Annotated in this window: 20 protein-coding genes; 11 read left to right on the forward strand and 9 right to left on the reverse strand. The window is 70.3% G+C overall.

What is annotated here, in order from left to right; all coding sequences use genetic code 11:
* Positions 1-22 precede the first annotated feature (22 nt).
* Positions 23-1,099 carry a LacI family DNA-binding transcriptional regulator gene (locus tag ACFT4A_RS01655; RefSeq protein WP_382824944.1) on the forward strand — a complete coding sequence of 359 codons (1,077 nt, stop codon included), beginning with the start codon at positions 23-25 and terminating at the stop codon, positions 1,097-1,099.
* Between the two features lie 54 nt (positions 1,100-1,153).
* On the opposite strand, the gene ACFT4A_RS01660 is transcribed toward ACFT4A_RS01655, so the two are convergent.
* Together ACFT4A_RS01660 and ACFT4A_RS01665 are read right to left on the reverse strand one after the other, a co-directional pair.
* Positions 1,154-2,053 carry a hypothetical protein gene (locus tag ACFT4A_RS01660; RefSeq protein ID WP_382824945.1) on the reverse strand — a complete coding sequence of 300 codons (900 nt, stop codon included), beginning with the start codon at positions 2,051-2,053 and terminating at the stop codon, positions 1,154-1,156.
* A gap of 110 nt (positions 2,054-2,163) precedes the next feature.
* Positions 2,164-4,074, reverse strand: coding sequence for a serine hydrolase domain-containing protein (locus tag ACFT4A_RS01665; protein ID WP_382824946.1), 1,911 nt, complete (start codon positions 4,072-4,074; stop codon positions 2,164-2,166).
* A 238-nt stretch (positions 4,075-4,312) separates the two neighbouring features.
* Between ACFT4A_RS01665 and ACFT4A_RS01670 the strand changes: the two genes are divergently transcribed.
* The gene (locus ACFT4A_RS01670) at positions 4,313-6,046 is read left to right on the forward strand and encodes a sensor histidine kinase (RefSeq protein WP_382824948.1); all 1,734 of its coding nucleotides are present in this window, start codon (positions 4,313-4,315) and stop codon (positions 6,044-6,046) included.
* 7 nt (positions 6,047-6,053) lie between these two features.
* On the opposite strand, the gene ACFT4A_RS01675 is transcribed toward ACFT4A_RS01670, so the two are convergent.
* The 5 genes from ACFT4A_RS01675 to ACFT4A_RS01695 all read right to left on the reverse strand — a co-directional run bounded on the left by ACFT4A_RS01675 (position 6,054) and on the right by ACFT4A_RS01695 (position 12,128).
* Positions 6,054-6,662: a DNA-binding response regulator gene (locus ACFT4A_RS01675; protein WP_382824950.1), complete on the reverse strand. Its 609-nt coding sequence runs from the start codon at positions 6,660-6,662 to the stop codon at positions 6,054-6,056.
* A gap of 140 nt (positions 6,663-6,802) precedes the next feature.
* A complete protein-coding gene (locus tag ACFT4A_RS01680) occupies positions 6,803-8,122 on the reverse strand; it encodes a phytase (RefSeq protein WP_382824952.1) in 1,320 nt (439 codons plus the stop codon).
* A gap of 188 nt (positions 8,123-8,310) precedes the next feature.
* On the reverse strand, positions 8,311-10,302 hold the full coding sequence (locus ACFT4A_RS01685; protein WP_382824953.1) for an NPCBM/NEW2 domain-containing protein: 1,992 nt from the start codon (positions 10,300-10,302) through the stop codon (positions 8,311-8,313).
* A gap of 330 nt (positions 10,303-10,632) precedes the next feature.
* A complete protein-coding gene (locus ACFT4A_RS01690) occupies positions 10,633-11,328 on the reverse strand; it encodes a phosphonatase-like hydrolase (RefSeq protein ID WP_382824955.1) in 696 nt (231 codons plus the stop codon).
* Between the two features lie 59 nt (positions 11,329-11,387).
* Positions 11,388-12,128: a GntR family transcriptional regulator gene (locus ACFT4A_RS01695; protein ID WP_382824957.1), complete on the reverse strand. Its 741-nt coding sequence runs from the start codon at positions 12,126-12,128 to the stop codon at positions 11,388-11,390.
* Positions 12,129-12,283: 155 nt separating this feature from the next.
* Here ACFT4A_RS01695 and ACFT4A_RS01700 point away from each other — a divergent pair, with 155 nt between their 5' ends.
* The 9 genes from ACFT4A_RS01700 to ACFT4A_RS01740 all read left to right on the forward strand — a co-directional run bounded on the left by ACFT4A_RS01700 (position 12,284) and on the right by ACFT4A_RS01740 (position 22,283).
* Complete coding sequence (locus ACFT4A_RS01700; protein WP_382824959.1) at positions 12,284-13,420, forward strand: TIGR03364 family FAD-dependent oxidoreductase; 1,137 nt, start codon at positions 12,284-12,286, stop codon at positions 13,418-13,420.
* Between the two features lie 137 nt (positions 13,421-13,557).
* The gene (locus ACFT4A_RS01705; RefSeq protein WP_382824961.1) at positions 13,558-14,475 is read left to right on the forward strand and encodes a phosphate/phosphite/phosphonate ABC transporter substrate-binding protein; all 918 of its coding nucleotides are present in this window, start codon (positions 13,558-13,560) and stop codon (positions 14,473-14,475) included.
* A gap of 5 nt (positions 14,476-14,480) precedes the next feature.
* The gene (locus ACFT4A_RS01710; protein WP_382824963.1) at positions 14,481-15,365 is read left to right on the forward strand and encodes a phosphonate ABC transporter ATP-binding protein; all 885 of its coding nucleotides are present in this window, start codon (positions 14,481-14,483) and stop codon (positions 15,363-15,365) included.
* Positions 15,362-16,183: a phosphonate ABC transporter, permease protein PhnE gene (phnE, locus tag ACFT4A_RS01715; protein ID WP_382824965.1), complete on the forward strand. Its 822-nt coding sequence runs from the start codon at positions 15,362-15,364 to the stop codon at positions 16,181-16,183. The genes ACFT4A_RS01710 and phnE overlap by 4 nt, the downstream gene beginning before the upstream one ends.
* 230 nt (positions 16,184-16,413) lie before the next feature.
* The gene (locus ACFT4A_RS01720; protein ID WP_382824966.1) at positions 16,414-16,791 is read left to right on the forward strand and encodes a hypothetical protein; all 378 of its coding nucleotides are present in this window, start codon (positions 16,414-16,416) and stop codon (positions 16,789-16,791) included.
* A gap of 50 nt (positions 16,792-16,841) precedes the next feature.
* Positions 16,842-19,313, forward strand: a complete 2,472-nt coding sequence (locus ACFT4A_RS01725; RefSeq protein ID WP_382824968.1) for a dynamin family protein — start codon at positions 16,842-16,844, stop codon at positions 19,311-19,313.
* Between the two features lie 2 nt (positions 19,314-19,315).
* Entirely contained in the window at positions 19,316-20,596 is a 1,281-nt protein-coding gene (locus tag ACFT4A_RS01730; protein WP_382824970.1) for a CHAT domain-containing protein, read from the forward strand.
* Positions 20,597-20,619: 23 nt separating this feature from the next.
* On the forward strand, positions 20,620-21,642 hold the full coding sequence (locus tag ACFT4A_RS01735; RefSeq protein ID WP_382824972.1) for a hypothetical protein: 1,023 nt from the start codon (positions 20,620-20,622) through the stop codon (positions 21,640-21,642).
* Positions 21,643-21,698: 56 nt separating this feature from the next.
* Positions 21,699-22,283, forward strand: coding sequence for a DinB family protein (locus tag ACFT4A_RS01740; protein WP_382824974.1), 585 nt, complete (start codon positions 21,699-21,701; stop codon positions 22,281-22,283).
* A gap of 409 nt (positions 22,284-22,692) precedes the next feature.
* Here the strand turns inward: ACFT4A_RS01740 and ACFT4A_RS01745 are convergent, their stop codons facing one another.
* On the reverse strand, positions 22,693-22,839 hold the full coding sequence (locus ACFT4A_RS01745; protein ID WP_382824976.1) for a hypothetical protein: 147 nt from the start codon (positions 22,837-22,839) through the stop codon (positions 22,693-22,695).
* 28 nt (positions 22,840-22,867) lie between these two features.
* Positions 22,868-25,042: an MMPL family transporter gene (locus tag ACFT4A_RS01750; protein WP_382824978.1), complete on the reverse strand. Its 2,175-nt coding sequence runs from the start codon at positions 25,040-25,042 to the stop codon at positions 22,868-22,870.
* Positions 25,043-25,048 lie beyond the last annotated feature (6 nt).

Below are 25,048 nucleotides of genomic sequence, written 5' to 3' on the forward strand. Positions count from 1 at the left end.
CGATACAGAGACGAGGTCATTCATGCCCGGCGGACGGAGCAGCAGCGGAGCGACGGTCCGGACCGGCGCTGCTGATCCCGCTGCGCGTGTCACCATCGCCGAGATCGCCCGGGAAGCCGGGGTCTCGGCACCGACGGTCTCCAAGGTCCTCAACGGCCACGAACAGGTGGCGCCGGAGACTCGGGCCCGTGTCGAGGAACTGCTGCGGCGGCACAACTACCTGCGCCGCCGCGCCCGCCCGAAGAGGACGGCCGGCTGGGTCGACCTGGTCATCCGGGAGGTGGACAGCCTGTGGGCGGGTGAGGTGATGCAGGGAGTGCAGAGCGCGGCCGCCGAGCACGGTGCCGAGGTGGTCGTGACCGCGGCCCACGGAACCACCACCGACACCGGGCGCTGGCTGGACAACGTGTCCACGCGCGGCTCCGACGGGATCATCCTGGCGGTCACCGATCTCACCCCGGCCCAGCGCGAGCAGGTCGATGCCCTTGGCATCCCGCTGGCCGTGGTCGACCCGGTCGGCAGCCCCGACGCCGGAGTGCCGACGGTCGGCGCGACGAACTGGCAGGGCGGCCTGGTCGCGACCCGGCATCTGCTCGATCTGGGGCACCGCAGGATCGGCATCCTGCGAGGCCTGGAGGACGCGCTGTGCGCGCGAGCACGCCTGGACGGGTACCGCGCGGCACTCGAGGGAGCGGGCATCGAGGTCGACCCGGCCCTGCAGCGGCCCGGCGACTTCTACTACACCACCGGGTTCTCCGGCATGCGTGACCTGCTCACCCTCCCCGACCCGCCCACCGCGGTCTTCGCCTGCAGCGATCTGATGGCCCTGGGCGCATACGAGGCGATCAGACAGGCCGGGCTACGGGTCGCGGCCGATGTGAGCATCGTCGGGTTCGACGACGTTCCGAACGCCGCCTGGGCTTCCCCGCCGCTGACCACGGTGAGCCAGCCGTTGCGCGAGATGGCGGCCCTCGCGGCGCGCATCGTGCTGCAGGGCGCGGACACCGTGCTCCCCGGCCCGACGCTGCGGATGGAGCTGGCCACCCACCTGGTCGTGCGGGAGAGTACCGCGACCGCGCCCGGCAGCTCCAACGCCTGAAACCCACGCCGGTACATGACCGACGAGCCGGCCCGGCCGGACGCGGAGCGCGGATCAGGGAACGGTGACGATGAGCACCTGGCCGTGAGCGGACAGATGTTGTGCGTCCTCCATACTGGCGACCCAGCTGGTCAGGGCGTAACGGCCTTGCTCGAGGGGCATTCCGAGGACCGCGCTCCGGCCCGGGGAGAGCGGTGGCGTGCCCAGTTGCGCGGCGAGGTTGAAAGGCGCGGCGCTCCGCGGGTCCTGGAAGAACCTCTGGATGTCGGCCTCGGTGACGGAGTCGTCCGTGAGGGGGTACACCGCGAGCTCGTCGACCTGTCCTCGCATCGCGTTCACATAGCGCACGGGCCGGCCCCGGTGCATGCGTCCTTCCAGGACGAAGCGCGGGCCCCGCTTCGTGTCGACGGCGGTGACGGTGGCGGACGGGCGCGGGCACCCGGCCCCGGCCTCGTCCGCCGCGTGGACGAGGAGCGGGCTGACGTGCTCCGCGCCGGGGAGGGGATCGCGTCCGACGTAGGGCCCCTCGAAGTCCTTGTACTCCAGGACGAGGTACCGGCCGGGCGGCAGCCACGCGGTGAAGGACGACTGCGAACCGCGGACCGCCATGGCGCCGCCGAACAGCTCGGCGTCGGCCATCAGATCCCTGGACGCCTGAATGACGTCCCGCGCTTTCTCCTTCTCGAAGACGTCGCGCAGGTGCCTGCGGAAGGCGGCCTCGCCGATGCCTCGGCGGAGCCGGGCGATGCCGACGATACCGGTACGGCCACTGGTCGTCCGTACCCGGAACGTCACCGCGCCGGCGGCCGCGGTCGCCGGCGCTCTGAACCCGTCCTCGCCGGTGACGATGTCGAGCGGCTCCGGCCCCCGCGTCGGCGATCCGGCGCCGACGAGCGCGGCGACTCCCGTCGCCGTTCCGGCGGCCAGAAGTCCGCGCCTGGTCCATGTGCTCATGATCTGCTCCTCTGCTTGCTGTGGCATCGGATGGTCGTGTGCCTCATAGGGGTTGGACGTGGGTTCAGGACCGGCCGGGCACGCACGGGTGCCGGGAGTTCACTGGCAGGTCAGACGAACGGGCCGCCCACCAGGCGGTACTGGAGCAGCATGCTCGCCATCGCGACCGCTGCCACCGCCGTGACGGTGAACAGGATGCGGCCGGACACGTTCCACCAACCGCGGAGCCAGGCCGCGATCGCCCCCGCCACCACACCCAGTGCCAACAGCACGAGTGCCGTTCCCAGCATCGTCACGATGGACAGCAGCGGCGGCCCCAGCAGCACCGCTTCCATCATCGCGTTGCCGTCCCGGACGACCGCGGCGAGTGCGGCCGTGAACGCGGCCGCGATCAGCCCGGTCGCCGAGGCCGTGGCGCGTGCGACCCGTGCCGCGGGAGGGTGCGGGGTTCGGCCCCGAAGCCGCCGTACCAGGGCGGTGACGGGAAGGGCGATCGCGGCGAGTACCAGCGTGCCCGTGCCGGCACCGAGCAGTCCCAGGTGCAGGGACGGGGACTGGCGCCAGGTCAGCTTCGCGTACGTGCTCGACGGCACCGCCGACGAGACGAGCATGCCGTCCCGGGTGAAGGCCAGGGTCGCGCGGCTTCCGCCGCGCTCCTGGAACAGGCCGTCGCCGAGCGCGAGCCAGCGCTGTTCCGGCTGGTCGGGGTCGAGGGAGAGCCCGGTGGTGCGCAGCCCGTTCTCGCCGTCCTCCCGGACGGTGACACTCGCGACCAGGCCCTCCAACGCCATGAGACCGGTGCGGCTGACCCGGCCCGGGCGGTAGGTGCCCGGGTACGAGGCGAGGGACGGATCGGTCACGGCGCCCGGGGTCGCGGATGCGGGGCCGTCCGGGACGAGGGCGTCCACGATCCGGTTGATCAGGTCCTTGCCGTCCCAGGAGGCGCGTCCGTCCCTGCCGTCGCCGTTGAAGACGACGAACACCCCCACGTCGCGGGCGGGGACGAGCAGCAGGTTGGAGTGGAAGCCGGGGATGTCGCCGTCCTTGAACCAACCGGTGCGCCCGCCGCGTCGCCACTCCTCGAATCCGTAGCCCAGGCCGGGCATGCGGGGATCCTGCCGGTAGTGGACCCGCTGCATGAGGCCGTTCGCCGTCGTGTCGTCGGTGAGCTGCCCCGTCATCCAGCGGCCCATGTCGACGGCGGTGCTGACCGCACCGGGCCCGGACGGGCTCCACGCACCGTACTGGCCCTTGTCCTCCGTCCAGCCGGACGTGCCGCTGGGGCGGTAGCCGCGGGCGAGGCCGGCGGCGATCGAGGCCGGCGGCGGCTGGGCGAACGTGGAACCGGTCATGCCCAGGGGCTCCAGAATGTGCTCGTCGACATAGGCGGGGAAGGACCGGCCGGAGACATCGGCGACGAGCCGGCCCGTGAGCGCGTAGCCGTAGTTGTCGTAGGCGGCGGTCGTGCCCGGGGCTCGGACCCGGGGCGGACGGCGTGTCACGAGGCTTTCGGCGAGCGGTTCGACGTCCTTCGCGCGGGTCCTGTTCCGGCCGACGAGGTCACTGTCGAAGCCCCCGGTGTGGGTGAGCAGTTGGTCCAGGGTGACGGGGCGCCCTGGGTATGTGTCGGGGACGGTGACCGCACGGAGGTGGTCGTTGACGTCCGCCTTCGGGTCGACCTTCCCCTCGGCGACGAGCTGGGCGGCGGCCTGCGCCGTGAACAGCTTGGCGAGTGAGCCGAGGAAGAAACCGGTGCGGTGCGGGTCGACCGGGGTCCGGGTGCGGACGTCGGCGACGCCGTAGCCCTTGGACAGGACGGTCCGGCCACCGGCCACGACGGTGACGGCCGCGCCGGGGATGCGGTCGTCTTCCAGGTGGTCGGCGACGGCGGCGTCGACGAGGGACTCGAGACGGGGCGGAGCCGCCGCGTGAGCGGGGGCCGCGACGGAGAGCAGCGCGGCGGAGGTGATCGTGAGGGCGGCTGCCATCGTGGTGAGGGTCCGTATCGACGTCGTACGCATGCGTCGACGATCTCGTTCGGGAACGGGGCGGCGGCAGTGCGAGGCGCATCAGCCGATGTGTATTTCACATGGGTGGGGCGGGTGCGGTGCACCGGCGTGCGTCTAACGTGACCTCATGAACGGGTGGGGCTGGGCATTTCGGTGCGGGCGGGGAACCAGGCCCAGGGGCACCGCTCCGAGGACTTTCACCGGTACGGATGCCGGCTCCGACGCCGGTCCGACGCCGGCGGTCGTATCGGTGATCCTCGTCGTCGTCGTTCTCGGCTTCGCCTTCGAGCCCGGTGTCGTCCTGCCGCGCCCGGCCGCCGTGCCGATGCTGCTGCTCCAGTTGGCCATCTGCCTGCCTTCGACGCGGCGGCTGCGCGGGGCCTGGACCCTCGCCGCGCAGATCCTGCTGATGCCCTGGTCGGGGCTGCCCGGCTTCCTGGGCGCCTCCGTGCTGCTGGTCTTCGAACGGCGCCTGCGATGGGCTCTGTTCACGGTCGTCGTGCTGGCGGCGGGGCCGCTCGCATCGGGCGACGGCAGTGTCCATTCCGTTCTCAACGGCATCGGGAATGCCCTCGCCCACGGACTGGTCCTCTACGCGCTGACCCGGCTCACCGACCTCTACACCGAACTCCGCGCCACGCGTGGCGCATTGGCGCGGGCCCGGGTCGCGGCCGAGCGGGAGCGCGCGGGGCGTGACCTGGACGCGGTACTGGGAGCGGCCCTGGCGGAGATCACCCGGCTGGCCGGGCAGGGTACGCGGGCGGCGCGGGAACTCGTGACGGTCGCGCGGGCGGCGACGGAGCGCGTACGCGCCGCGCCGCCCGCACAGTCGGCCGACGGAACGGACGTCCCGGCGGGTGACCTGGCGCACCGGCTGGTGTGGCCCATCGTGGTCGCCACCCACGTCGAGTACCTGATCGTGGGCACCGTCTTCCTGCTCGGTGCCGGGATGCCGGGCGGGCGGGTCGCCGCGTACGCGGCCGCCCTCGCGGCCGTGGTCGGACTCCAGGCGTACCACTCCCTGCCGCGTCCGCCCGGTGTGCGTCCCCCGTACGTCGCGTGGACCCTGGGCGCGCAGCTCACCGTCGCCCTGGGCGTGCTGGCCGCTCCGGACGGGCCGTACCCCCAGCCGGTGGGGTTCGCGGCCGCCTCGGTGCTGATCGTCCTCCCCGGGCGCACCGCCTGGCCGGCGGCCGGGGCGCTGACCGCACTGGCGGCGATCGCGATGCTGCTGAGGACGGACGGGCTCGGAGCTCATGGCACCGCTGTCCTCCTGCTGGACATCGTGGTGATCGCTTCGGTCTTCTACGGCCTTGCCCTGCTCAGCGGCCTTGTCCGCCAGGTGCGGGAGGCCCGCGGAGCGCTGGCGTCGCTGGCCGTGGCGCGAGAGCGCCGGCGCATCGCCCGGGACGTCCACGACCTGCTGGGCTACGGGCTGTCGGCGATTGCCCTGAAGGGCGAACTGGCGCTCCGCGACCCTGACCGGGAGCGGGCCGGCCGGCATCTCGCCGATGCGGCGGCGCTGGCGGACCAGGCGCTGACGGACCTTCGGGCGATCCCGGGGGAAGGCGTGGGGATCTCGCTGGCCGAGGAGGTGGCCTCCGCCCGGGAAGTACTGGCCGCCGCGGGCGTCGCCGTGCGGGTCCGGGGCGAGGCGGACGAGGTGGAGGGAATGCCGGAGGCACTGTTCGCGACGGTGTTGCGCGAGGCGGTGACGAACGTGCTGCGACACGCGGCGGGAGCGCGCCGGTGCGAGGTGTATGTCGGCCCCGGGCTGCTGCGGGTGGCGGACGACGGCCGCGTGGTTCCCCCACCGTCACGGGGGGAGGGCGGCCGAGCGGGTACCGGCGGCAACGGGCTGAGGAATCTACGGGAGCGCGCGACCGCACTCGGCGGGGTCCTGGAGGCCGGACCGGCCCCGCACGGCCGCGGCTACGTCCTGACCGTCCGTCTGGAATCCGCTCCGGTCCCCGTCGGCGGGTGACTCCGTGTCACCCCAACCAGCCGTGCTCCCGGGCGATCCGTACCGCGTCGAGCCGGTTGCGGGCATCGAGCTTGGTGACGGCCGCACCGAGATAGTTCCGTACGGTGCCCTGTGAGAGGTGCAACTCGCGGGCTATCTCGTGGAGTTCGGCGCCGCCTGCGGCCAGCCGCAGCACATCGGTCTCGCGTGGGGTGAGCGGGTTCACCTTGGCGGTGAGCGCCGCGGCGGCCAGTCTCGGATCGATGACATGCTCCCCGTCCGCCACGCTGCGGATCGCGGCGGCGAGTTGCTCCGGCTGGGCGTCCTTGAGCATGAACCCGCCCACCCGGGCGGCGAGGGCCGACCTCAGTGCCTCGGGCCGGCCCAACGCGGTGAGGATGAGGATCCGGCAGCCGGGAAGGGCGGCTCCGAGGTCGCGGGCGGCGGAGAGTCCGTCGGCGCCGGGCATTTCCAGGTCGAGCACCGCGACGGTGGGGTGGTGGGCGAGAGCGGCGGGGACGACGGCGTCCCCACGTGCCACCTCGGCCACGACCTCCATGTCCGGCTCCAGGCCCAGCAGGGCTGCCAGCGCCCCACGGATCATGTGCATGTCTTCGGCCAGCAGAATGCGGATCACAGTCCCCCCCGGCGAAGGATCGTACCTCCGGCCTGTGGGCGCGCACCGCGTCCGCCTCCATGCCGGCGCCTGAGGCCGCTCCTGCCGGCGGCTCGCCCGGATCGTCAGCGTCTGATCCGGGCGAGCATCCGGTCGGTGGGTCAGTCCGTGTCGCGCGGGTCGAAGGACTCGGTGTCGATGGTCAGCGGCTTCGGGAAGGCGGTGGCCACCGACTCCCAGCCGGTGAACTTGAAGTCGGTGCCCTCCCGGTCCCCGTCCGCGGGTGTGGCCTCGCCGTCATGGGTCACGAGCAGGCCCTGGGGGAAGGTCCGGCCCAGCGGCACGTTGACCACGGTGGCCCCGTCGGATTGCTGCACCCCGTCGGTGGCGGCGCCGTCGGTGACGGCGAAGGAGCCGAGGTAGGCGTTGCGGCCCTGGCGCTCGTACACGGCGAAGGTGTTGTCGCCCTGGCTGGAGGCGAGCAGATAGCCCTTGCCGTCGTCGGCGTGGTAGATCGTGGCGCCCTCGGCGTCGGCGCTCAAGTGCTCACCGCCGAAGCCCGGGTCGTTCGCGGTGTCGAGGACGCACTCCTCCTTCTCCGTGTCGTAGGTCCACGGCGTGCCGTACTCCCGCACCCGGTCGATCAGCTTCGGCCGCTCGAACTCCTCGTCGTCGAGGCCGATCCGCCACAGCCCGACGTCCTCCTGGGCCGCGTACAGCACCTGTTCCTCCTGGTCGACGACCATGCCCTCGACCTGGGCGTGGTCTCCGGGGTCGGCGCACGGCGTCCAGTTCCCGCCGTCGGGCAGGGTGAAGGAACGCGGAAGGTCGAGCGTGTCCTCGGCCTTGTAGCCGACGCGCCCGTCGTGGTCCTCCAGTTGCAGCAGCCGTACCCGGGTCTCCGAACGGCGGGACACCACCGCGTACGCGTGGTCGTCGTCGCTGAAGGCGGCCAGTCCGTAGGCGGTGCGCTGGTCGTCGACCTCGGCCTCGCTCGTGGCGAAGACCGGCGCGATGTCCGCCGCCGTCACGTCCTTCAGCGGGGGCGTTCCCGCGGCGACGGCGGCCGGGTCGATGGCGTAGGCCCGCACCCGGTCCCGGCCACGGTCGCTGACCAGGGCCAGGTCGGTCTTCTTGCCGCCCAGTGAGAAGCCGTAGACCACGTCGACGTTGTTGAAGCGGCCCGGGGCGGCGTCCTCGCCGGGCGCCGCGGGCGCGGTGAGGTGCTGCAGGCGCCGGCCGTCGAGTCCGTAGACATCGAGGCCGGCCTCCTTGAGGGTGCTGATCACGATGCTGCGGTCGGGATCGCGGGGGTCGACCCAGACGGCCGGGTCGTCGGCGTCGGCGTTGCCGCCCGCCTCGTCGTCGTACACGGCGGGTGTCTCCACGCGAGCGGAGACAGGGACCGGCTGCGGGGCGGCGGACGCGCCCGTGACCATCAGCAGGGCGGCGGTGAGAGTGCTCAGAGCAGAGGCGCTCACGATACTCCTCGGTTGGAAGAGGGTCTGGTGAGAACTTATGGGTGCGGCGTGTGGGTGAGCCGACCAAACCGTGAACACCGGATGGCTCTTGCGACCGGCGCGTCTGACCCAGGTGTCGAAGAAGGCCCCTTCCCGACGCTGACCGGGGGTGCGGCGGTGTCGGGAAGGAGCCCGGTCACGAGGGCGCCTCAGCAGTGGAAGGTGGCGTTGCCCCAGTCGGCGTGGTCGAAGCGGGTGCCGTCACCGGCGTCTGTCACCACGAGGCGGACGCTGTGGGCGCCGTGGATCGCGGCGGAGAGCGTCCGGGCGGGGTCCGTGGCCGGCACGGTTCCCGTCGAGGCCACCTTCCTGCCGTCGGCCCAGATCTCGAAGGTGACGCTGCCCGCCTGGCCGGTCTCGTCGTCCAAGCCGACCTGCGCGGTGAATGCGGAGCACCGGCCGCCCGTGTAGTAGGTGACCGTGCTCGCGGCGTGGACGCCGAGGCCCTTGGCGTAGGTGACGCCGCCGATGGTCAGCGTACGGCCGTCGCCGGGTGGTTGGTTCCCGTTGCTCATGTCCTTCTCCACCGGTCCGTATCCGTTCTGCGCGCTGACCCAGTCCAGGTCGCTCGCATGGCTGCTGCCGGTCGGTGGGGCCTTGGCCACGTGGACCTCCAGGGACGAGTCCTGGAGTCCCTTGACGCGCCTGGGCGAGTGGTAGTCGGCGCGCACCTTCACCGTGTACACGCCGGGCTTCGCGTCGACGGGCGGGGTGAGCCGCCAGCCCGTGGTCAGCGACTGGCCCGGTTGCACCCGCTTGTCGTACGGCTTCGAGGTGGGCGTGACGCGCCAGCCCTCCGGGGCGTCCACGTCGACCAGCACCGAACGGGCCTGGCCGCGGCCGAGGTTGGTGAAGACACTGCTCAGCTTGGCCGGGGCGCCCGGTTCGGCAATCGTGGTGCCGTCGAGGACGAGGTCGGCCGCGGGCGGGTAGGACTTCCCGTTCCGGTCGGCGGAGACGCGGTAGAGCACGGTGCCGTGCGCGGGCACGGTGGCTGAGACGGTTCCGCCGGACTGGTAGGTACGGTGCTTCCACAGGTCGCGCAGCGTGTACCCCTGGGCCTGGCCGAGCCCGACCTCGGCCGCGGAGGTGGAGATGCGCTGGGGCCGGTCGCTCTCGTTGAACAGGGCGACGGTGCGGCTGCCGTCCTGCATCTTCTTGGAGATGACCCAGCGGCCGTCCTCGGAGGAGACCACCGAGCCCTGGACGCCCAGTGGGTCCTGGTCGACGGCGATCACCTCGCGGTTGCCGAGGATCTCATAGGTCGCGGGAGTGGCCTTGCGCAGATCGGTGCCGATGAGCAGCGGCGCGGCCATGATCGACCAGAGGGAGAAATGGGTGCGGTACTCCGTGTCCGTCATCCCTCCGTTGCCGACCTCCAGCATGTCGGGGTCGTTCCAGCGGCCGGGACCCGCGTACTCCGCCAGCGGCAGGGTCTGCTTGGCGTTGCGGAGCATGGCGTCCCAGTTGTCCAGGATGTCGTAGGTCGTGCGCCAGAGGTGGCCGCCCGCGCCCTTGGCCCACTCCCAGGGCTTGTTCTCCCCCCATTCGCAGACGCTGTAGACGATGGGGTGGCCGGTGGCCTCGGATGCCTCCTTCAGGGCGTTGCCCATGTCCTGGTAGCGCTTCTTGGCGTCGATGCCGTTGTTGTTGCAGTTGTCGTACTTGAGGTAGTCGATGCCCCACTCGGCGAACTGCATGGCGTCGGACTTCTCGTGGCCCAGGGCGCCGGGGAAGCCGCGTGGGCGGTCGCAGGTCTTGGTGCCCGCGCTGGTGTAGATGCCGATCTTCAGGCCCTTGGAGTGGACGTATTCGGCGAGGGCCTTCATGCCGTTCGGGAAGCGCTCGGGTACCGGGACGAGCTTGCCGTTCCGGTCGCGCCGGGGCTGTGCCCAGCAGTCGTCGAGGTTGATGTACTCGTAGCCGGCGTCCTTCAGTCCCTTGGAGACGAAGAGATCGGCCGTGTTCTTGATCAGCTGTTCGTTGAAGTCCGGACCGCAGTGGGTGGCGTTCCAGTTGTTGAAACCCATCGGCGGGGTCAGTGCGAGTCCGTCCTGCCCGGGTGAGATGCCCCGAGCGTGCGATGCGGGGGAGGCCTCGGCAGCGGAAGCGGATGGGGCGGCGGGGAGGGACAGGCTCATGGCCGTGAAGGCCAGAACGCATAACCCTCCTGGTGATCTCAGCCGGCTCTTGCGAAGAGGTGAGCAGTGCACAGTGCGGCTCCTCTGACCTTCTCGCGCGCGGTCCGACCTGACCGCGCTGCTGATGTGCGCTCAAGTTAGGGCATGTTGGATGCTGTTGGAATAGGCGGGAGTGAAGTGTTCATGCGGCACGAAAATGCCGTTGAAAGTGGGAATAAGTGATCGCAATTGTTTGAGTGTGGGTGGTGCGGCGTGGACTACCCAGAGCGCCGGTATTTCGAGCTGGGCGCTGTGCGCGACCACGACGGCCCGGCCATCGGAGTTCCACCGTCAGTGGCCGACCGGCTGGGGCGTGCCGATGGACAGCAGGGCGGGTATGTCCGCCACGCTGGGAAGCAGGTGCGTGTGGCGGACCTTGCCGAGCGCCGTGGCGTCCAGACCGCCCGTGAGTACCCCGACAACCATGCCGGCGCCGGCGTTCGTGCCCGAGTCGAGGTCGCGGACCGTGTCACCGGCGGTGAGTACCTTGCTGACGTCCCGGACGCCGGTCCTCTCCATCGCGCGGAAGATCATGTACGGGTAGGGGCGGCCGGCTCGGACGTCGTCCACGCAGACGACTGCGTCGAGCACCGTCTCGTCCCAGCCGATCGTGCCGAGCAGCGCGTCGGTCACCGCGCGGTCGAATCCGGTGGTGAGTGCCACCTTGACCCCCGCCGCCCGCAGCGCGGCGATCGCCCCGGCGACGCCTGGCAGGGGCGTCGGCGGGCGTTCGGCGTACGCGGCCTCCAGCCGGCGACGGAAGTCGGCGTACGCGGTGTCGACCACGGCGGACTCCGGCGCCGTACCGAAGGCGTCGGTCAGCATTTCGGTGATGGCCTCGCGTTTGTCCGCGCCCATCCAGAGCTGTATGTCAGCGAGACCGGGATTCGCCCCCGCGGCGCGCACGGCCTCCTCGAGGGCGATGTACACGCAACCGTGCTCCTCGACGGTGGTGCCGGCTATGTCCAGAACGACCAGTTCGAACACGAGGGTTGTCCTCAGGGAAGTGCGGCGGCCCCGAGTGCTCGGGGCCCGGTGGTACAAGGTCAGTTGGGGCTGCGCAGCAGCGCCGGGTGAGACTGCTGGGAGTTCTCGATGGTGAAGGAGACGACGTCCGGGCGGTAGCGATCGTCGGAGTACTCGAGGGCCTCGCCCGTGAGGGAACGGGTGCGCCGGCGCTCCCGCAACAGAGGAGTTCCTTGAGGGGTCGTCAGCAGTGAGGCGTCGGTGCTGTCCGCGGCGACCGCGTCGATCACATGACGGGCCACACTGAGGTCCACGCCCTGGCCGCTCAGGTAGGCGTAGATCGACCCCGAGTCGCAGTCGAAGTCGAAGAGCAGGTGGCCGACCGGCCAGACGAATGTGGTTCTTTCGATCATCGCTGGCACGCCGTCAAGAAGCCGCAGCCGGAGGAGTTGGACGACGGGTTCGCCCTCCTCGAGTTCGAGGGCGTCGGCCGCCTCCGGCGACGCCGGGCGGCGGGCGACCTCGAGGGTGCGCTGGCCCGGCGTGCGGCCCAGTTCCTCGGCCCATCGCGAGAACGACCAGAAGGTCTCGAATGGCTGCGGCGCCACGTGGCTGCGCACCACCGGCGGCTTGCCCCGGCCGCCGCCGATGAGACCCTCCGCGCGCAGGGTGGCGAGCGCTTGCCGGACCGGACCGCGGGAGGCGTTCCATTGCTCGCACAACTGCGATTCGGAAGGTACCGGTGCGCCGAGTGGCAGCTCCTGAGAAGCGATCCGGCGGCGCAGGTCAGATGCGATGCGCCCGTGCAGAGGTCCGTCCATGACACTTGACCATACAGGTTGTGGAGGGGGTCGGAAAGGGCTGCCTGTCGTAAAGAAGTCCCTCTGAACTGCGAAAATGACCTCTCGATGAACTGTGGATGACTACATGCCCTTGAGTCTTGACGGCTGATTCGGCGTCCGCGACTTTACTTGTCATGACAAGTGCGCAGCAGCGGAACCAGCCTCTCGGCTCCGCCGACCTCGTGGTCGTCGGCGCGGGCATCGTGGGGCTCGCCCATGCCGTGGACGCGGTGCGCCGCGGCATGTCCGTGGCCGTCGTCGAGCGTGACGAGCGGGCCACCGGCGCATCGGTGCGCAACTTCGGGCACGGTTGTTTCACGGCGCAGGACGGCGACGCACTGCGGTACGCGCTCGAGGCACGGAGCCGCTGGCTGCGACTGGCCGACGAGGCCGGACTGAGGGTGCGCGAAAGCGGCACCGTGGTGGTTGCCCGGGCCGAGGACGAGTACGCCGTGCTCGAGGAGTTCCAAGCCGCCCGGGGCGGCGACCAGGTGGTGCTGCTCGACGCGGTGGGGGTGTCCCGGCGGATGCCCGTCGGCCTCGGGGTCCTCGGAGGCGCCTGGCTGCCGCTGGACATCCGCGTCGACCCGCGCCAGGCGGCCCACGCGATCGCCGACTGGCTCGCCCTCCAGGGCGTCCGCTTCCACTGGGCGACCACGGCGCACACGATCGAACCGGACCTGGTGGGCACCAGCAGGGGCCGGATCCGGGCCGGACGCACCGTGATGGCCGTCGGCCACGACGTCGACCGTCACTTCCCGGAACTCGCCGAGCAGGCCGGAGTACGGCGCTGCGCCCTGCACATGCTCCGCGTCGCCGACCCGCACGGCCGGGCCATCGACCCCGCGGTGCTCAGTGGTTTCTCGCTTCTGCGGTACGACGGCTTCGGGGTCTGCCCGACCCGGGCGAAGGTCCGGGACCGGCTGGGAGCGGACCACCCCGAGCTGATCGACATCGGGCTCAACCTGATGTTCACCCAGCGGCCCGACGGCGACCTGACCATCGGCGACACACATACCTACGCGACCACGCTCGATCCCTTCAACGCGGAGGCCCTCGACCAGCACGTCCTCAAGGAGACCGCGCGTCTCCTGGGGGCCGAGCGGCTCACCGTCCGGGAACGCTGGCGCGGCGTCTACGCGGCCGCCGACCGGCCGTTCCTGATCGCCTCGCCCATGCCCGGCGTCCGGGTGGTCTCCGTGACCGCCGGCATCGGCATGACCACCGCGCTCGGGCTGGCCCCGGAGGTCCTCGACGACCTGCTGCGCTGACCGGCGCCCGGCTGCCCGCCTCGCAGCCTCCTCCGCCCCACTCCCACCGCAACCCGTTACATCCGTTCCGCCCCTGCTGAACCCGCGCCGGACTGCCACCCGGTGGCCGGCGCCTCCCCCCGGAAGAGAGAACGACCATGCGCAGAACGCGCTCCCTGACGGCCCTCGCGGCCGTCTCGGCCCTGGCCCTGCTCGGCGCCGGCTGCAGCTCCGACCCGTCCGGCAGCAAGGACTCCGGCAAGGCCGCCGCTTCCTGCCCGGGCGGCAGGATCCGCTTCGGTATCGAGCCCTACGAGGACCCGGCCAAACTCACGCCTGCCTACGAGGTGCTGGCCAAGGCCCTGGAGAGCAAGCTGGACTGCCCGGTGGAACTGAAGGTCGTGGAGGACTACTCCGCCGAGGTGCTCGCCATGCGCAACGGCCAGCTCGAGATCGCCCAGTTCGGCCCCCTCGGCTACGTCTTCGCCAGCGAGAAGGCCCATGCGCGGGCCCTCGTCTCCTTCGCGGACGCCAAGGGCGCGCTGAGCACGTACACCGGGGGGATCTGGGTCCCCGCCGACTCGCCCGTCAAGTCTCTCAAGCACCTCAAGGGCAAGTCGCTCGCACTCTCCAGCCCCGGCTCGACCTCGGGTGACGCCTTGCCCCGGTACGCGCTGAAGACCACGAACGTCGACAAGGTGAAGATCAACTACGCGGGCGGTCACCCCGAGGCGCTGCTCGCCCTCACCAAGGGCAAGGCCGACGCAGCGGAGATCAACAGCCAACAGCTGGAGACAGCGAAGGCCGAGGGCAGCTTCGACCCCTCCGAGTACCGCCGGATCTGGACCTCTTCCCCCATCCCGAACGACCCGATCACTGTCTCGGACAGACTCGACCCGAAGTTCCAGGACGCGGTCAAGAAGGCTCTGCTCGACCTCGAGTCCGACGCTGTCGCCGAGGTCGGCGCCTTCCTCGACATCGACCCGCCCGGCCCGCTGGTAGCCGTCACCAAGGAGACCTACAAGCCGCTGTTCGAGCTCGCATCCGCCCTCGACCTGACCGAGAAGGACGTCTGATCGCCATGCCGACCGACGACGCGCCGTACTCGCCGGCAGCCGTCCGGGGGGTTCCGGGGGCGGGCAAGCCTGTCCCCGGCTCGCCCGGGGGTTCCGCCATGGAGCGGCCCACGGCATCGGGCACGCCGCTGGCGGTCCGCGGGCTGAGCAAGTCCTTCTCCGGAACGGCCGTGCTGGATTCGGTCGATCTGAACCTGCGGGCAGGGGAGTTCGTCAGCCTCCTCGGTGCCAACGGTTCGGGAAAGTCCACCGCGCTGCGCTGCATCATCGGGCTGGAGACCCCGGACGGCGGCTCCATCGCCCTTCACGGCCGTGAGCTCGGTGGACTGCATGGCGCCGAAAGGGCACGGCTGCGGTGGCGCACGGCCATGGTCTTCCAGGAGATCCATCTGGTCCGCCGCCGTTCCGCGCTGGACAACGTCTGTGCCGGGGCGCTGGGCCGTCTCCCGCTGCGATGCTCCCTGACCCCACTGCTGTTTCCAGCCGCGCTCCGCGAGGAGGCGATGGAGTGCCTGCACCGGGTCGGCCTGGCCGACCGCGCGGCCGAGCCGGTCGGACGGCTGTCCGGCGGGCAGCAGCAGCGAGTCGCCATCGCGCGGGCGCTGTGCCAGCGCGCCGACATCGTCCTCGCGGACGAGCCCGTATCGGCCCTCGATCCGGCCGCGGCCGAACAGGTGGTCGCCCTGCTGGCGGACCTGGCCCGAGAGAAGGGCCTGGCCGTCGCCGCCGTACTCCACCAGCCCGGACTGGCCCGCCGCCACGCCGACCGCATTGTCGGCCTGCTGGGCGGACGAGTGACGCTCGACGCGCCCGCCGACCAGGTGAGCGAGGCCGACCTGGACGCCCTCTACGCCCCTGATCGCCGTCTCCCCCGGCAGGAGTCCCGATGAGCACGGATGTTCTCACGCCGGTTGAGCGGCCGACCCCGCCGCGACGGCGATGGCCGTCCCCGGTGACGCTCACGATCACTGCCGTCCTGGTCGTCGCCCATGTCCTGGCCTGGCGGGGCACTGACTTCTCGCCGACGGCACTGGCGCAGGGATGGCGCGGAATGGCCGACTTCATCGGCCAGGCGCTGCCACCGGATCTGTCGTGGTCCGAGGTGCTGAAGCCGAGTATCGACGCCGCACTGGTCACGCTGTACATCGGGCTGCTCGGCACCACGCTGTCGGTGCCGTTCGCCCTGGCCCTGGCTCTCGCGGCGGCTCGGACGACCGCGCCGAACCGCTGGGTGTACCAGGCCGCGCGGTCGGTGCTGTCCTTCCTGCGCGCGGTGCCCGACGTCGTCTTCGCCCTGGTGTTCGTGACCGCGGTGGGCCTGGGGCCGTTCGCCGGTGTGCTGGCTCTCGTGTTCCACAACACCGGTGTGATGGGCAAGCTGTGGGCCGAGGCGATGGAGGAGATCGACCAGGGCCCCCGTGACGCCCTGCGCGCCAATGGCGCCTCAAGTCTGCAGGTTGCCGCGCACGCCGTGCTGCCGGCGGTTGTGCCCCAGTTCGTGGGCCTGCTGCTCTACAGGTTCGACGTCAACGTCCGCTCGTCCCTGGTCCTCGGCCTGGTCGGCGCCGGCGGCATCGGATTCCTCGTCAACAAGTCCATCAAGCTGTTCCGGTTCGACGAGATGGCCACCCATCTGCTGGTGGTCATGGTGCTCGTCGTGGCCGTCGATCAGCTCTCGGCCTTCGTACGCCGCCGCATCGGTACGTAGCACCCCGAGCCCGGGGCCCGGCGGCCTGGGTTCGGCGCGCGGTTCGGTCCGGTAGCCCGGGGCTTGAGACATGCGCAGGGCCGCGGGTTCGCCCGAAGGGCAAGCCGTCGTACGGCTTCCGGGTCCGGTATGTGTGGCCTGAGGTTGGCGCATCTCTTGTACGCCGTGGCCGAGTTGGGCGTGGCCGATCAACTCGCCGAAGGTCCGCTGCCGGTTGACGGTTCACCGAAGTGGCTCCGAACACCTTCGCGCTCAACACCTTGGCCGAGACATTGCGCTCGGAAATACCGGGTTCCTTGCGGGATCATTTCCGCTACGAGGGACAGCCGGCATTGCAGCAGGCGTACGCGGCGCTCGGGCACGTCATCCGGACCGGAGAGTGCCCTTTCGAGTACGTGCGCGGTACCGACCTGTTCTCGCATCTGATCGCTCGCCCGGAGCTGGGACAGATCTTCAACAACGCGATGGGGCGGCGGATCGTGGACATCGGTGGCGGTCATGGGTATCTGTTGGCTCGGATTCTCCGGCGCTACCCGGAAATGCGCGGCCTGGTCGAGCTGTACCAGGGTGACACCCTGCGCCGGGCGGGTGCGGGGCCAGACGCTTGATAGCGGCCCATCGGCGGTCGTCCGAGCGCTAACGTGCTGTGGGGGCGCTGTTGCAGCGCGTCCAGGGGGCGGGGTGGGACGTGGTTGAGATTCCTGCGCGGCTGCTGGCGTCGCTGGCGAGGCGCGACGCCGGGGAGCGTGAACGGCAGGCGTGGGCCGCGCTGAGTGACCTGGTGCGCGGCTCCGTTGGACTGGAGCAGCCGGACGCGGTCGGCATGACCCAGGCGGCCGGGTCGGGGGCTCGCGAGATGGCCGCACTGGAGGAGGAACCAACCCGGACAGAGCGTGCTCACCAGCTGAGAGCCGCTCTGTCCGCACGGGCCGCCGCGGACGTGGAATTCGCTGCGGCTCTGCGCGCATGGGCCGAGCGGACCGGTGAACCGGACATGCTGGCGGACCCGGTCGAATCCCGGTCAGGCCACGTGGCTCGAGATCACCATCGCAGCCGTCTGATCGCCTTGGTGCGACGGAGCGCGGCGGCGGCGCGTGCTCTCGGCAGGGGAGACACGGACGAACGGCTCCTGCGGCAATCCTCAGCCCTGGCGAACGACCGCTTCCGGGTCGCAGTGGTCGGCCCGAGCCGCGCGGGCAAGAGCACTCTGATCAACTCCCTCATGGGCGCCGAGGTGCTCTCCCACGAGCGCGGCAATGCGGTGGCAACCGAGGTCTCCTACGGACCGGCCCCCACGGCATATTTGTATCCAGCCCTCTCCGGCGGATCTCCTCCACCGCCCCGCACAGAGGTCGCCGTCCAGGACGTCGCGGCACACCTCACGCCCGGTTACGACAGCTTGAGGCCGGATGCGCGCTACGAACGCGCCGAGATCCGCTGGCCGGCGGAGCTGTGCCGGGACGGCCTGGTCCTTGTCGACTCACCCGGCCTGAACGCGGAGCGCCCCTATGGGTGGCACGACAGGGCCGAAGCCGTGCGAGACGCCGACCTGCTGATCGTGGTGCTGACGGCGGGTGCTCCGCTGTTGTACGAGGAATCCCGCTTTCTGGGCGATCGCCTACGAGCACGGCAGTCCGTCCCCGTGTTCCTCGTCGTCAACAAGGAGGACTTGGTGGCCGAGGACCAGCGGTCCGCCCTGCGCGCGCTCCTGCGCGAGCAGGTGACTCCGCTGATGCGCTCCGGCGACGAGCTGTTCTTCGTCCAGGCCCGAGGGGCGCTGATCGCCCGGGAAGGACAGGACGGTGCGGCGATCACCGACACCGGCGTTCCCGAACTCGAACGGGCACTGTTACAACGGGCCGCGACACAGCGCAGGCCCGCTCTTCTGCGGTCCGCTCGTGACCTGGGAATGGCTGTGGATTCCCTGGTGGGATCCGGGCACGACGCACTGGGGGTGCTTCGGAGCGAACAAGCCGTCCTCGCCGAACGACACCGGCAGGCCGTTCATGAGGGGGCCACTCTTGTCGAGCGGACCCGCGAGAGAGTCGTTCTGGAGGGGGAGCGCTTCTTCAACCACGTCGCTGACGAGTGCCCGCGATGGGCGGCGGAGGCCCAGCTCACGGCGAAAGTGACACTCCGGGTGCATGAATCCCTGCGGGCGCGGGCCGATGAACTGGCCAGCCTGCTTCTGCAGCGGGCCCAACAAGAGGTGGACATCTGGTCTGACGCCGTGCAGAACAGGCTGGAGGACGTCGTGCGTCAATTGGGGGATCTCTTCGGCACGGAGCCTGTCGGCCTACACGAGGACTCTTTCATGCCGCGCATACTGGCCGCCACGGTGACGCCGATCTCTGCTTCGACGCTTTACCGCATCCAGGGCAGTGTGCCCCTCCCCGGCATAGCCCAGGTGACCGCCTGGTTGATCTCCCTGGCGTCGTTCTCCGAACTGGAGGCGCGGCTGCGGGCCGATGTCGCCGCGAAGGTGGCCACGGCGCTGCGAAAGAGCGCATCGCACGACGCCGAGGAAGTGGCCGCATTGGCTGTGGAGCCGCTGCGCGGGTTCCTCCTTACCGCAGAGAGCCATGGGCCGGAAGGCATCATGCCGCGGGCCCGGACCGTGCGGCGACAGCAGGCGGACCTGGTGTCCTGCCTCGACTCGCTGCATGACATCGAGGCGGAGTATCGCCTGCTCGTCGAGGAGATGCGCGCCGCCGAGGAGGAGCACGCGGCTGAGCACCTCCGACTGGCCACGGGCGGGCGGCAGCCGTGGGCGCCTCGTCTGACACTGCGGTCTGTGGCCCTGCGAGTCGGTGAGCCGGTCGTGGTGGAGGTAAGGCTCGAGCCGACCATCCCCGGCGGGGCGGCAACGGAAGGCAAGCTGCCTCCGATGGTGTTGGTCTCCTCCGCCCTGTCTCCGGCTCTCCTGGAGCCGCCGGCGATCGAGTACGCCGCCGAAGGCGCCCCTGCGGCGTTCAACTTCATCGCGCGTGAACCCGGCGCTCACCGACTGCGCTTCACCGTGTACGACCGTGACCTCGGGCGGGTGCTCCAGGACTTCGAGGCGATCGTCGACGTACCGGCGCCCCTGCTCGCACCCGTCTCCGGCACTGCTGGAGGGGGAAGCAGTTGACCATGTCTCAGGAGGCGACGGTTCATGTTCTGCACAATCCGTCGCGCGACTTTACGGCTCTGCCCCCGCGCCGAGGAGCACCAGAGGCGGCACCGCGCGGGGTCGCCCCGCTGGACCTCATCGTGGCCCTGCGACGCAGCGGAACCGACGGGCTGCACATGACCGCTTTCAGGCCCGGCGAGCGCGGCCCCCGGACACGGATCCACCATGCGTACCTCACCGCGTCCGTCACCAGCGTCCTCAGGACGGCCGGGCGGCTGCGTACGACCTGGCGAGATCTGTTCGTACGGCATCAGCCGGTGGACGCCGACGGCACCGCCATCGCCGGTTTCCCCCTCGCCGAAGCAGCCGATCTGACCCCGCACTCGGCGGTTGCCGAACTGCTCACAGCCGAGCTCGCCAGGGAGGGCCAGTACTTGCTCGACCGGCTGCTCGCCGGGGAGAACCATGAGGTGAAGGAGTTCCGCTCCTACCTGTTGGGCGTACTCGGCGGGGAGGAAGGGCTGCGCATCAGCTTCGACTCCGATCTCCATCTGCCCTGGCCGATGCTCGCCGTCGAAAGGCCGGACGACCGTCACCCGTTCGCCGGTTTCCTCGGCTACCGGCATCAGGTGGAGCAGACCGGTGCGTCGTACCCGATGATCCAGGGGGAGATGGCGCGTCGTCGGTTGCCGGCGGCGAGCCTCAACACCGATGTGTCCCTTGCTCACGTGGGCCGAGCACCCCAGGTTCGCAAGCTGCTGGAAGAACGCGCGACCCTGACGGTGCGGGCGCAGTCCGCAACGCTGCTGAGCGCTTTGGCGGAGGCCGTCGTGGACGACGACATCATGTACTTCTGGTGTCACGGCCGCTTCGTCGACAACGGCTCGCAGCATCACCACCTCGCCGTCAAGCTCTCGGACGAACGGTGCATCGATGCGGATCTGGTCCTGCGGGAACGGACCAGATACCAAGGTTCCCCGGACGCGGTCTTCCGCCCTTTCGTGCTCCTCAACGCCTGCCACACCGGCCAGGCAGCCGCGTCGCCGGAACTCGAGCATCTGGGCAAGGCCCTTGTCGACATGGGTGCGTGCGGTGTGCTGGGCTCACAGATAGAAATTCCGCAGTGCTTCGCTGCGGAGTATGCGTACGCATTCCTCGATCTCTATCTGGGCAGTGGTCTGACGGCCGGCGAGATCACCATGGCCCTCGTGCACCGTTTCGCGCGCGAATTTGCCAACCCACTGGCGTTGACCTACTCGTTGCACTGCGGAATCGACAGCCGAATGGAGGCCACACGATGAGCCGTCGGTCCCCGGACATCGCCATGGTCGCCTCGGCCGTCGTCCGGCTCGACGACCAAGGCCGCCTACTCGGAGCCGACGGCCGAACACCGGTTCCTCAGCACCGGATCGCTGAACATCTCGCAGGGCACGTGGCCGTTCCGCCCCGAGCCACGGACATCTACGTCTACGTCCACGGCTGGCAGACGTCCCCGCGCACCGCCGTCCGCCATGCCACCGGCCTGATCCAGTCGGCCCGGGTACTGGCGACGACCCAACCGGGCCTGTACTCCGGACTGGAAGGCGGCTACCGGCCATGGGTCGTGGTCGTGTGCTGGCCGTCATCCAGCTCTCCCTCCCGGTCGGGATACCGGAAGATCCGCGACCGCGCCCACGCGATGAGCACTCCCGGGACAGGTCACGCGCCGCAGGTGCTCGGTCACCTCCTGGGATACCTGGAACACCATCGGACCGTCCCCGACGGACCGCCGGTCATGGCCAACAGCAACGGCCAATACCTGCATCTGCTCGGTCACTCCTTCGGGGGCCGCTTCCTGTGTGAGGCCGTGCAATGGGCGGCGGGCCACCCCGAGCTGCCCGCCGTGCTGGGATGGGCATGCACCCCGGGCGATCTCAGACGACCCTTCACGGTCGACAGCGCTTTGATCTTCCAGATGGCGGCACCCCGCGACGCCTTCTCCCAGATGTTCCCGGATCTCTTTCCGCAAGCCGGAAAGCCCGGAGCGCCCCTGGGAGGCCCACTCGTCCTGACGTACTCACGCTGGGACACCGCAACGGGCTTCTGGCATCTGAGAGCAGAGTCCGCTCCCGGCATCGGCCATTCCGGAGCAGCGGTCGCACCGGCGCCCCAATTCACCACCCGCCTGCTGCCGACCGACGAGCCCTACTCCCATGCAACGTTGGATTATCGGATCGTCAATGTGGATGCCGCATGGCGCTACCGCGGGCCCAGAGTCAGGTACCTGTCCGTGGGCGGTGCTCACTCCGATTTCCACCACCCGGAGTCCTCCCATCTACTCCTCAGCCTCTCTGCATTGTCCCGATGAGAGGACCACGTATGGGACCTTGAGACCACGAGCAGCCCATGGCAGGCTCATGCGGCATGATCGATGAGTTCGCGAAAGACAACCTGCACCGGAGACTGCGGCGGGACCGCGAGGCGCTGCTCTGGAAACTCGACGGCTTGTCCGAATACGACGCCCGTCGGCCTTTGACGGCGACCGGGACCAACCTCCTCGGCCTGGTCAAACACGTGGCCACCGTCGAGGCCAGATACTTCGGCGAGGTCTTCGACCGCCCTTCCCCGGAACCGCTGCCCGGGTGGCAGGACTACGACGGCAGCGATTTATGGGCGGCCGAGGACGAGACCCGTGATCAGATCATCGGGTTCTACCGGCGCACGTGGGAACACTCGGACGCGACGATCAACGAGCTTCCCCTCGACGCCCCCGGCCACGTGCCGTGGTGGCCGGAGCCTTATCTCAACACGAACCTGTTCGCCATCATGGTCCATGTCCTCGGCGAGTCCATCCGGCATACCGGGCACGCCGATATCCTGCGCGAGGGCCTCGACGGCCGGACCGGGGTGCGCGCCGAACACGAGCAGCAGATCGACGAGGAAGCCCGTGCGGCCTACTGCGCGAAGATCGAGCAGGCTGCCAGGTCGGCCTCACCAATCAAGGCTTAGAAGTTGTCTCACGTGACTTGATGTTCGTGCGGCATGTGCCGGTCGTGGGTGCTGATCCATCGAAGCGTCTGATTCCTGATGAACTCTGAGCGGTGCTGGACGAACTCGGGGCCCTGGGCGAGGTGGACTGAACCCCGGTGACCGTCGACGCGGCCTCCGTTCACACCAATAGGGGTAGGGCGGGACCATCGTGGTGCTCCTTCACCCGGTCGCGATCCGCCTTTGTGATCTCGTCGTCGATCCAGGCGAACGCCCGCACGCTCTTGCAAACAGCGGAGCGCGCAGGACCACTTCGCCGCGAGTCGTTTCGGACTGTCGACCGGCCGCTCAACGTTCGCTTCCCTCGCCGAGAGCGCTGTCGGTGATGTCACCGCCGGCCGTCATCCCGCCCCGCCGCGCGCGCACGTCATCACCGTCGCGCTGTGCCGGCGGGGTACGGGGTGGAACCGTCGCCGTCGGCTACGTGCTGCCGCTGGCGCCGCAGCGCGGTGAGGTCGGTGAGCCGGTCCATGACCTTGCACGGCCCCGGGCTCTTACTGCGACCTGCGACCCGCATGGAGCGGCTCCTTTCCACGGGCTGCCCGCTAGGCCGAGCCCCGTCCCGTCGCGTGTCCCGCCCTTGCCGAAGGCCCCTCGCCGCGGGCGAGGGCGCTGGGCCACCAGGCCCGGGGGCCGATGTCGATCACGAGTGCGGGTACCAGCAGCGAGCGGACCACGAGGGTGTCGAGCAGTACCCCGAAGGCCACGATGAAGGCGATCTGCACCAGGAACGCCAGGGGGATGACCATCAGCGCCGCGAACGTGGCGGCGAGCACCACACCCGCTGAAGTGATCACCCCACCGGTCGTGGTCAGCCCCCGCAGCACCCCCGCACGTGAGCCTCGTTCGAGCGCCTCTTCTCGTACCCGGGACATCAGGAAGATGTTGTAGTCGACGCCGAGAGCCACCAGGAAGACGAATCCGTACAGCGGGACGGACGCATCCGTGCCGCTGAACCCGAGGAGATGCTCGAAGACGAGCGCCGAGACTCCCAGCGTCGCCAGGAAGTTGAGCGCGACGGTCGCCACCAGCAGCACCGGTACCAGAATCGAGCGCAGAAGCAGGACCAGGATCAGCAGGATGATGCCGAGCACGACGGGAACGATCACCATGCGGTCCCGGGCCGCGGTCTGCTGGGTGTCGTACTGCTGCGCCGTGTAGCCGCCCACCAGCGCGTCGGCCGCGGGGACAGCGTGCACGTTCTCGCGCAGCCGCTCGACGGTCTCCTTGGCCGCGTCACTGTCCGCCGCCGCGTCCAGCGTGGCATCGATGCGGACACGTCCGTCGACGACCTGCGGCTCACCGGCCCCAGGCCGTCCCGAGGCGGAGACCGTGCCCGCCGATGCCACGCCCTCGGTGTTCCGGACGGCGGCCGTCACCGCATCGGCACGGTCGGCGTCGGCGATGACGACAGCCGGATTGCCGGAGCCCCCGGGGAAATGCTCGCTGATCGTCTCCTGGGCGGCGACGGAGGGAGCGTCGTTCACGAAGATCTCGTCGAGCGGCACGCCCTTGGCGGACAGCGTGGGTGAGAAGGCCGCGAAGACGGCGAGGCCGAGCACGGTCACGACCCAGGTCCGGCGCGGTCGCGCGTCCACCCGGGCGGCAACCCCGCGCCACACGGCGTGGCCTTCCGCGGACGCGTCCGGGGCTTTCGGACGCGAGGGCCAGTAGGCGGCACGGCCCAGCAGGGCCAGAGCGGCCGGCAGGAAGGTGAGCGTGGAGAGCACGGCGCACACGATGCCGATGGCGCCCACCGGTCCGAGGGCGCGATTGTTGGTGAGGTCACTGGCGAGCAGGGCCAGCAGCCCGAGGGCCACGGTGGCCGCGCTGGCGGTGATCGCACCGAACGAGCGGCGCACCGCGGCCCGGGCTGCCATGGCCCGGTCTCCGCTCACGGCGAGTTCCTCGCGGAAGCGCGCGGCCAGAAGCAGGGCGTAGTCGGTGGCGGCGCCGATCACCAGAATGGACAGGATGCCCTGCACCTGGCCGTCGACCCGGACCACGTCCCGCTCCGCCAGCGCGTAGACCACCGCACAGGCCAGTCCCAGGGCGAAGACGGAGCCGAGGATGATCAGGAACGGCAGCAGGACGCTGCGATAGACGAGCAGCAGGATCACCAGCACGGCGGCCAGCGCCACGCCCAGCAGCAGTCCGTCGATACCCGCGAACGCGTCCGACAGGTCGGCCTGGCTCGCCGCCGGGCCGGCGACCTGCGCCTCGGTGCCCGGTACCTTCCGCGCCGCGGCGCGCACCTCGTCGAGGACCTTGGGCAGTTCCTCGCCCAGTTCGGGCTTGAGTTGGACGACGGCCTGCAGCGCCTGCCCGTCGTCGGAGAGCAGGGCGGGGGAGGGCCGGCCAGCGACCCCGGCCCTTCCGGCCAGTGCGCCGACGGAGTCGGTGGCGGCTGCCCGCTGCGCCTCGGTGACCCGCTTCCCGTCCGTCGTCCAGACCACGATGGCCGGCAGGGTCTCGGACTGGTCGAACTTCTCACGGGCCGTGAGGACCTTGGTGGACTCGGCACTCCGCGGCAGGAATGCGGCCTGGTCGTTGGTGGCCACCTCGCTCAGCTTGCCCGCATACGGTCCGAGCGTTCCGCCCACCCCCAGCCAGACCAGCAGCAGCACGAGGGGCACGAGCCACCGGGCCCAGCGCGGTGCGCGGTTCCCGCGGTCATGCCCAGCACCGGAAGTAAGTCGACGAGTAAGTATCTCAATCATTGAGTG

The sequence above is a fragment of the Streptomyces sp. NPDC057099 genome, from assembly GCF_042671245.1.
In the GTDB taxonomy this organism is placed as follows: domain Bacteria; phylum Actinomycetota; class Actinomycetes; order Streptomycetales; family Streptomycetaceae; genus Streptomyces; species Streptomyces purpurascens.

Bases quoted from the DNA above. Each gene is read 5' to 3' on its own strand.
- ACFT4A_RS01655 (WP_382824944.1), top strand. From the start codon at position 23: ATGCCCGGCGGACGGAGCAGCAGCGGAGCGACGGTCCGGACCGGCGCT.
- ACFT4A_RS01660 (WP_382824945.1), bottom strand. From the start codon at position 2,053: ATGAGCACATGGACCAGGCGCGGACTTCTGGCCGCCGGAACGGCGACG.
- ACFT4A_RS01665 (WP_382824946.1), bottom strand. From the start codon at position 4,074: ATGCGTACGACGTCGATACGGACCCTCACCACGATGGCAGCCGCCCTC.
- ACFT4A_RS01685 (WP_382824953.1), bottom strand. From the start codon at position 10,302: ATGAGCCTGTCCCTCCCCGCCGCCCCATCCGCTTCCGCTGCCGAGGCC.
- ACFT4A_RS01695 (WP_382824957.1), bottom strand. From the start codon at position 12,128: ATGGACGGACCTCTGCACGGGCGCATCGCATCTGACCTGCGCCGCCGG.
- ACFT4A_RS01700 (WP_382824959.1), top strand. From the start codon at position 12,284: ATGACAAGTGCGCAGCAGCGGAACCAGCCTCTCGGCTCCGCCGACCTC.
- ACFT4A_RS01705 (WP_382824961.1), top strand. From the start codon at position 13,558: ATGCGCAGAACGCGCTCCCTGACGGCCCTCGCGGCCGTCTCGGCCCTG.
- ACFT4A_RS01710 (WP_382824963.1), top strand. From the start codon at position 14,481: ATGCCGACCGACGACGCGCCGTACTCGCCGGCAGCCGTCCGGGGGGTT.
- phnE (WP_382824965.1), top strand. From the start codon at position 15,362: ATGAGCACGGATGTTCTCACGCCGGTTGAGCGGCCGACCCCGCCGCGA.
- ACFT4A_RS01730 (WP_382824970.1), top strand. From the start codon at position 19,316: ATGTCTCAGGAGGCGACGGTTCATGTTCTGCACAATCCGTCGCGCGAC.
- ACFT4A_RS01735 (WP_382824972.1), top strand. From the start codon at position 20,620: ATGGTCGCCTCGGCCGTCGTCCGGCTCGACGACCAAGGCCGCCTACTC.
- ACFT4A_RS01740 (WP_382824974.1), top strand. From the start codon at position 21,699: ATGATCGATGAGTTCGCGAAAGACAACCTGCACCGGAGACTGCGGCGG.
- ACFT4A_RS01745 (WP_382824976.1), bottom strand. From the start codon at position 22,839: ATGCGGGTCGCAGGTCGCAGTAAGAGCCCGGGGCCGTGCAAGGTCATG.
- ACFT4A_RS01750 (WP_382824978.1), bottom strand. From the start codon at position 25,042: ATGATTGAGATACTTACTCGTCGACTTACTTCCGGTGCTGGGCATGAC.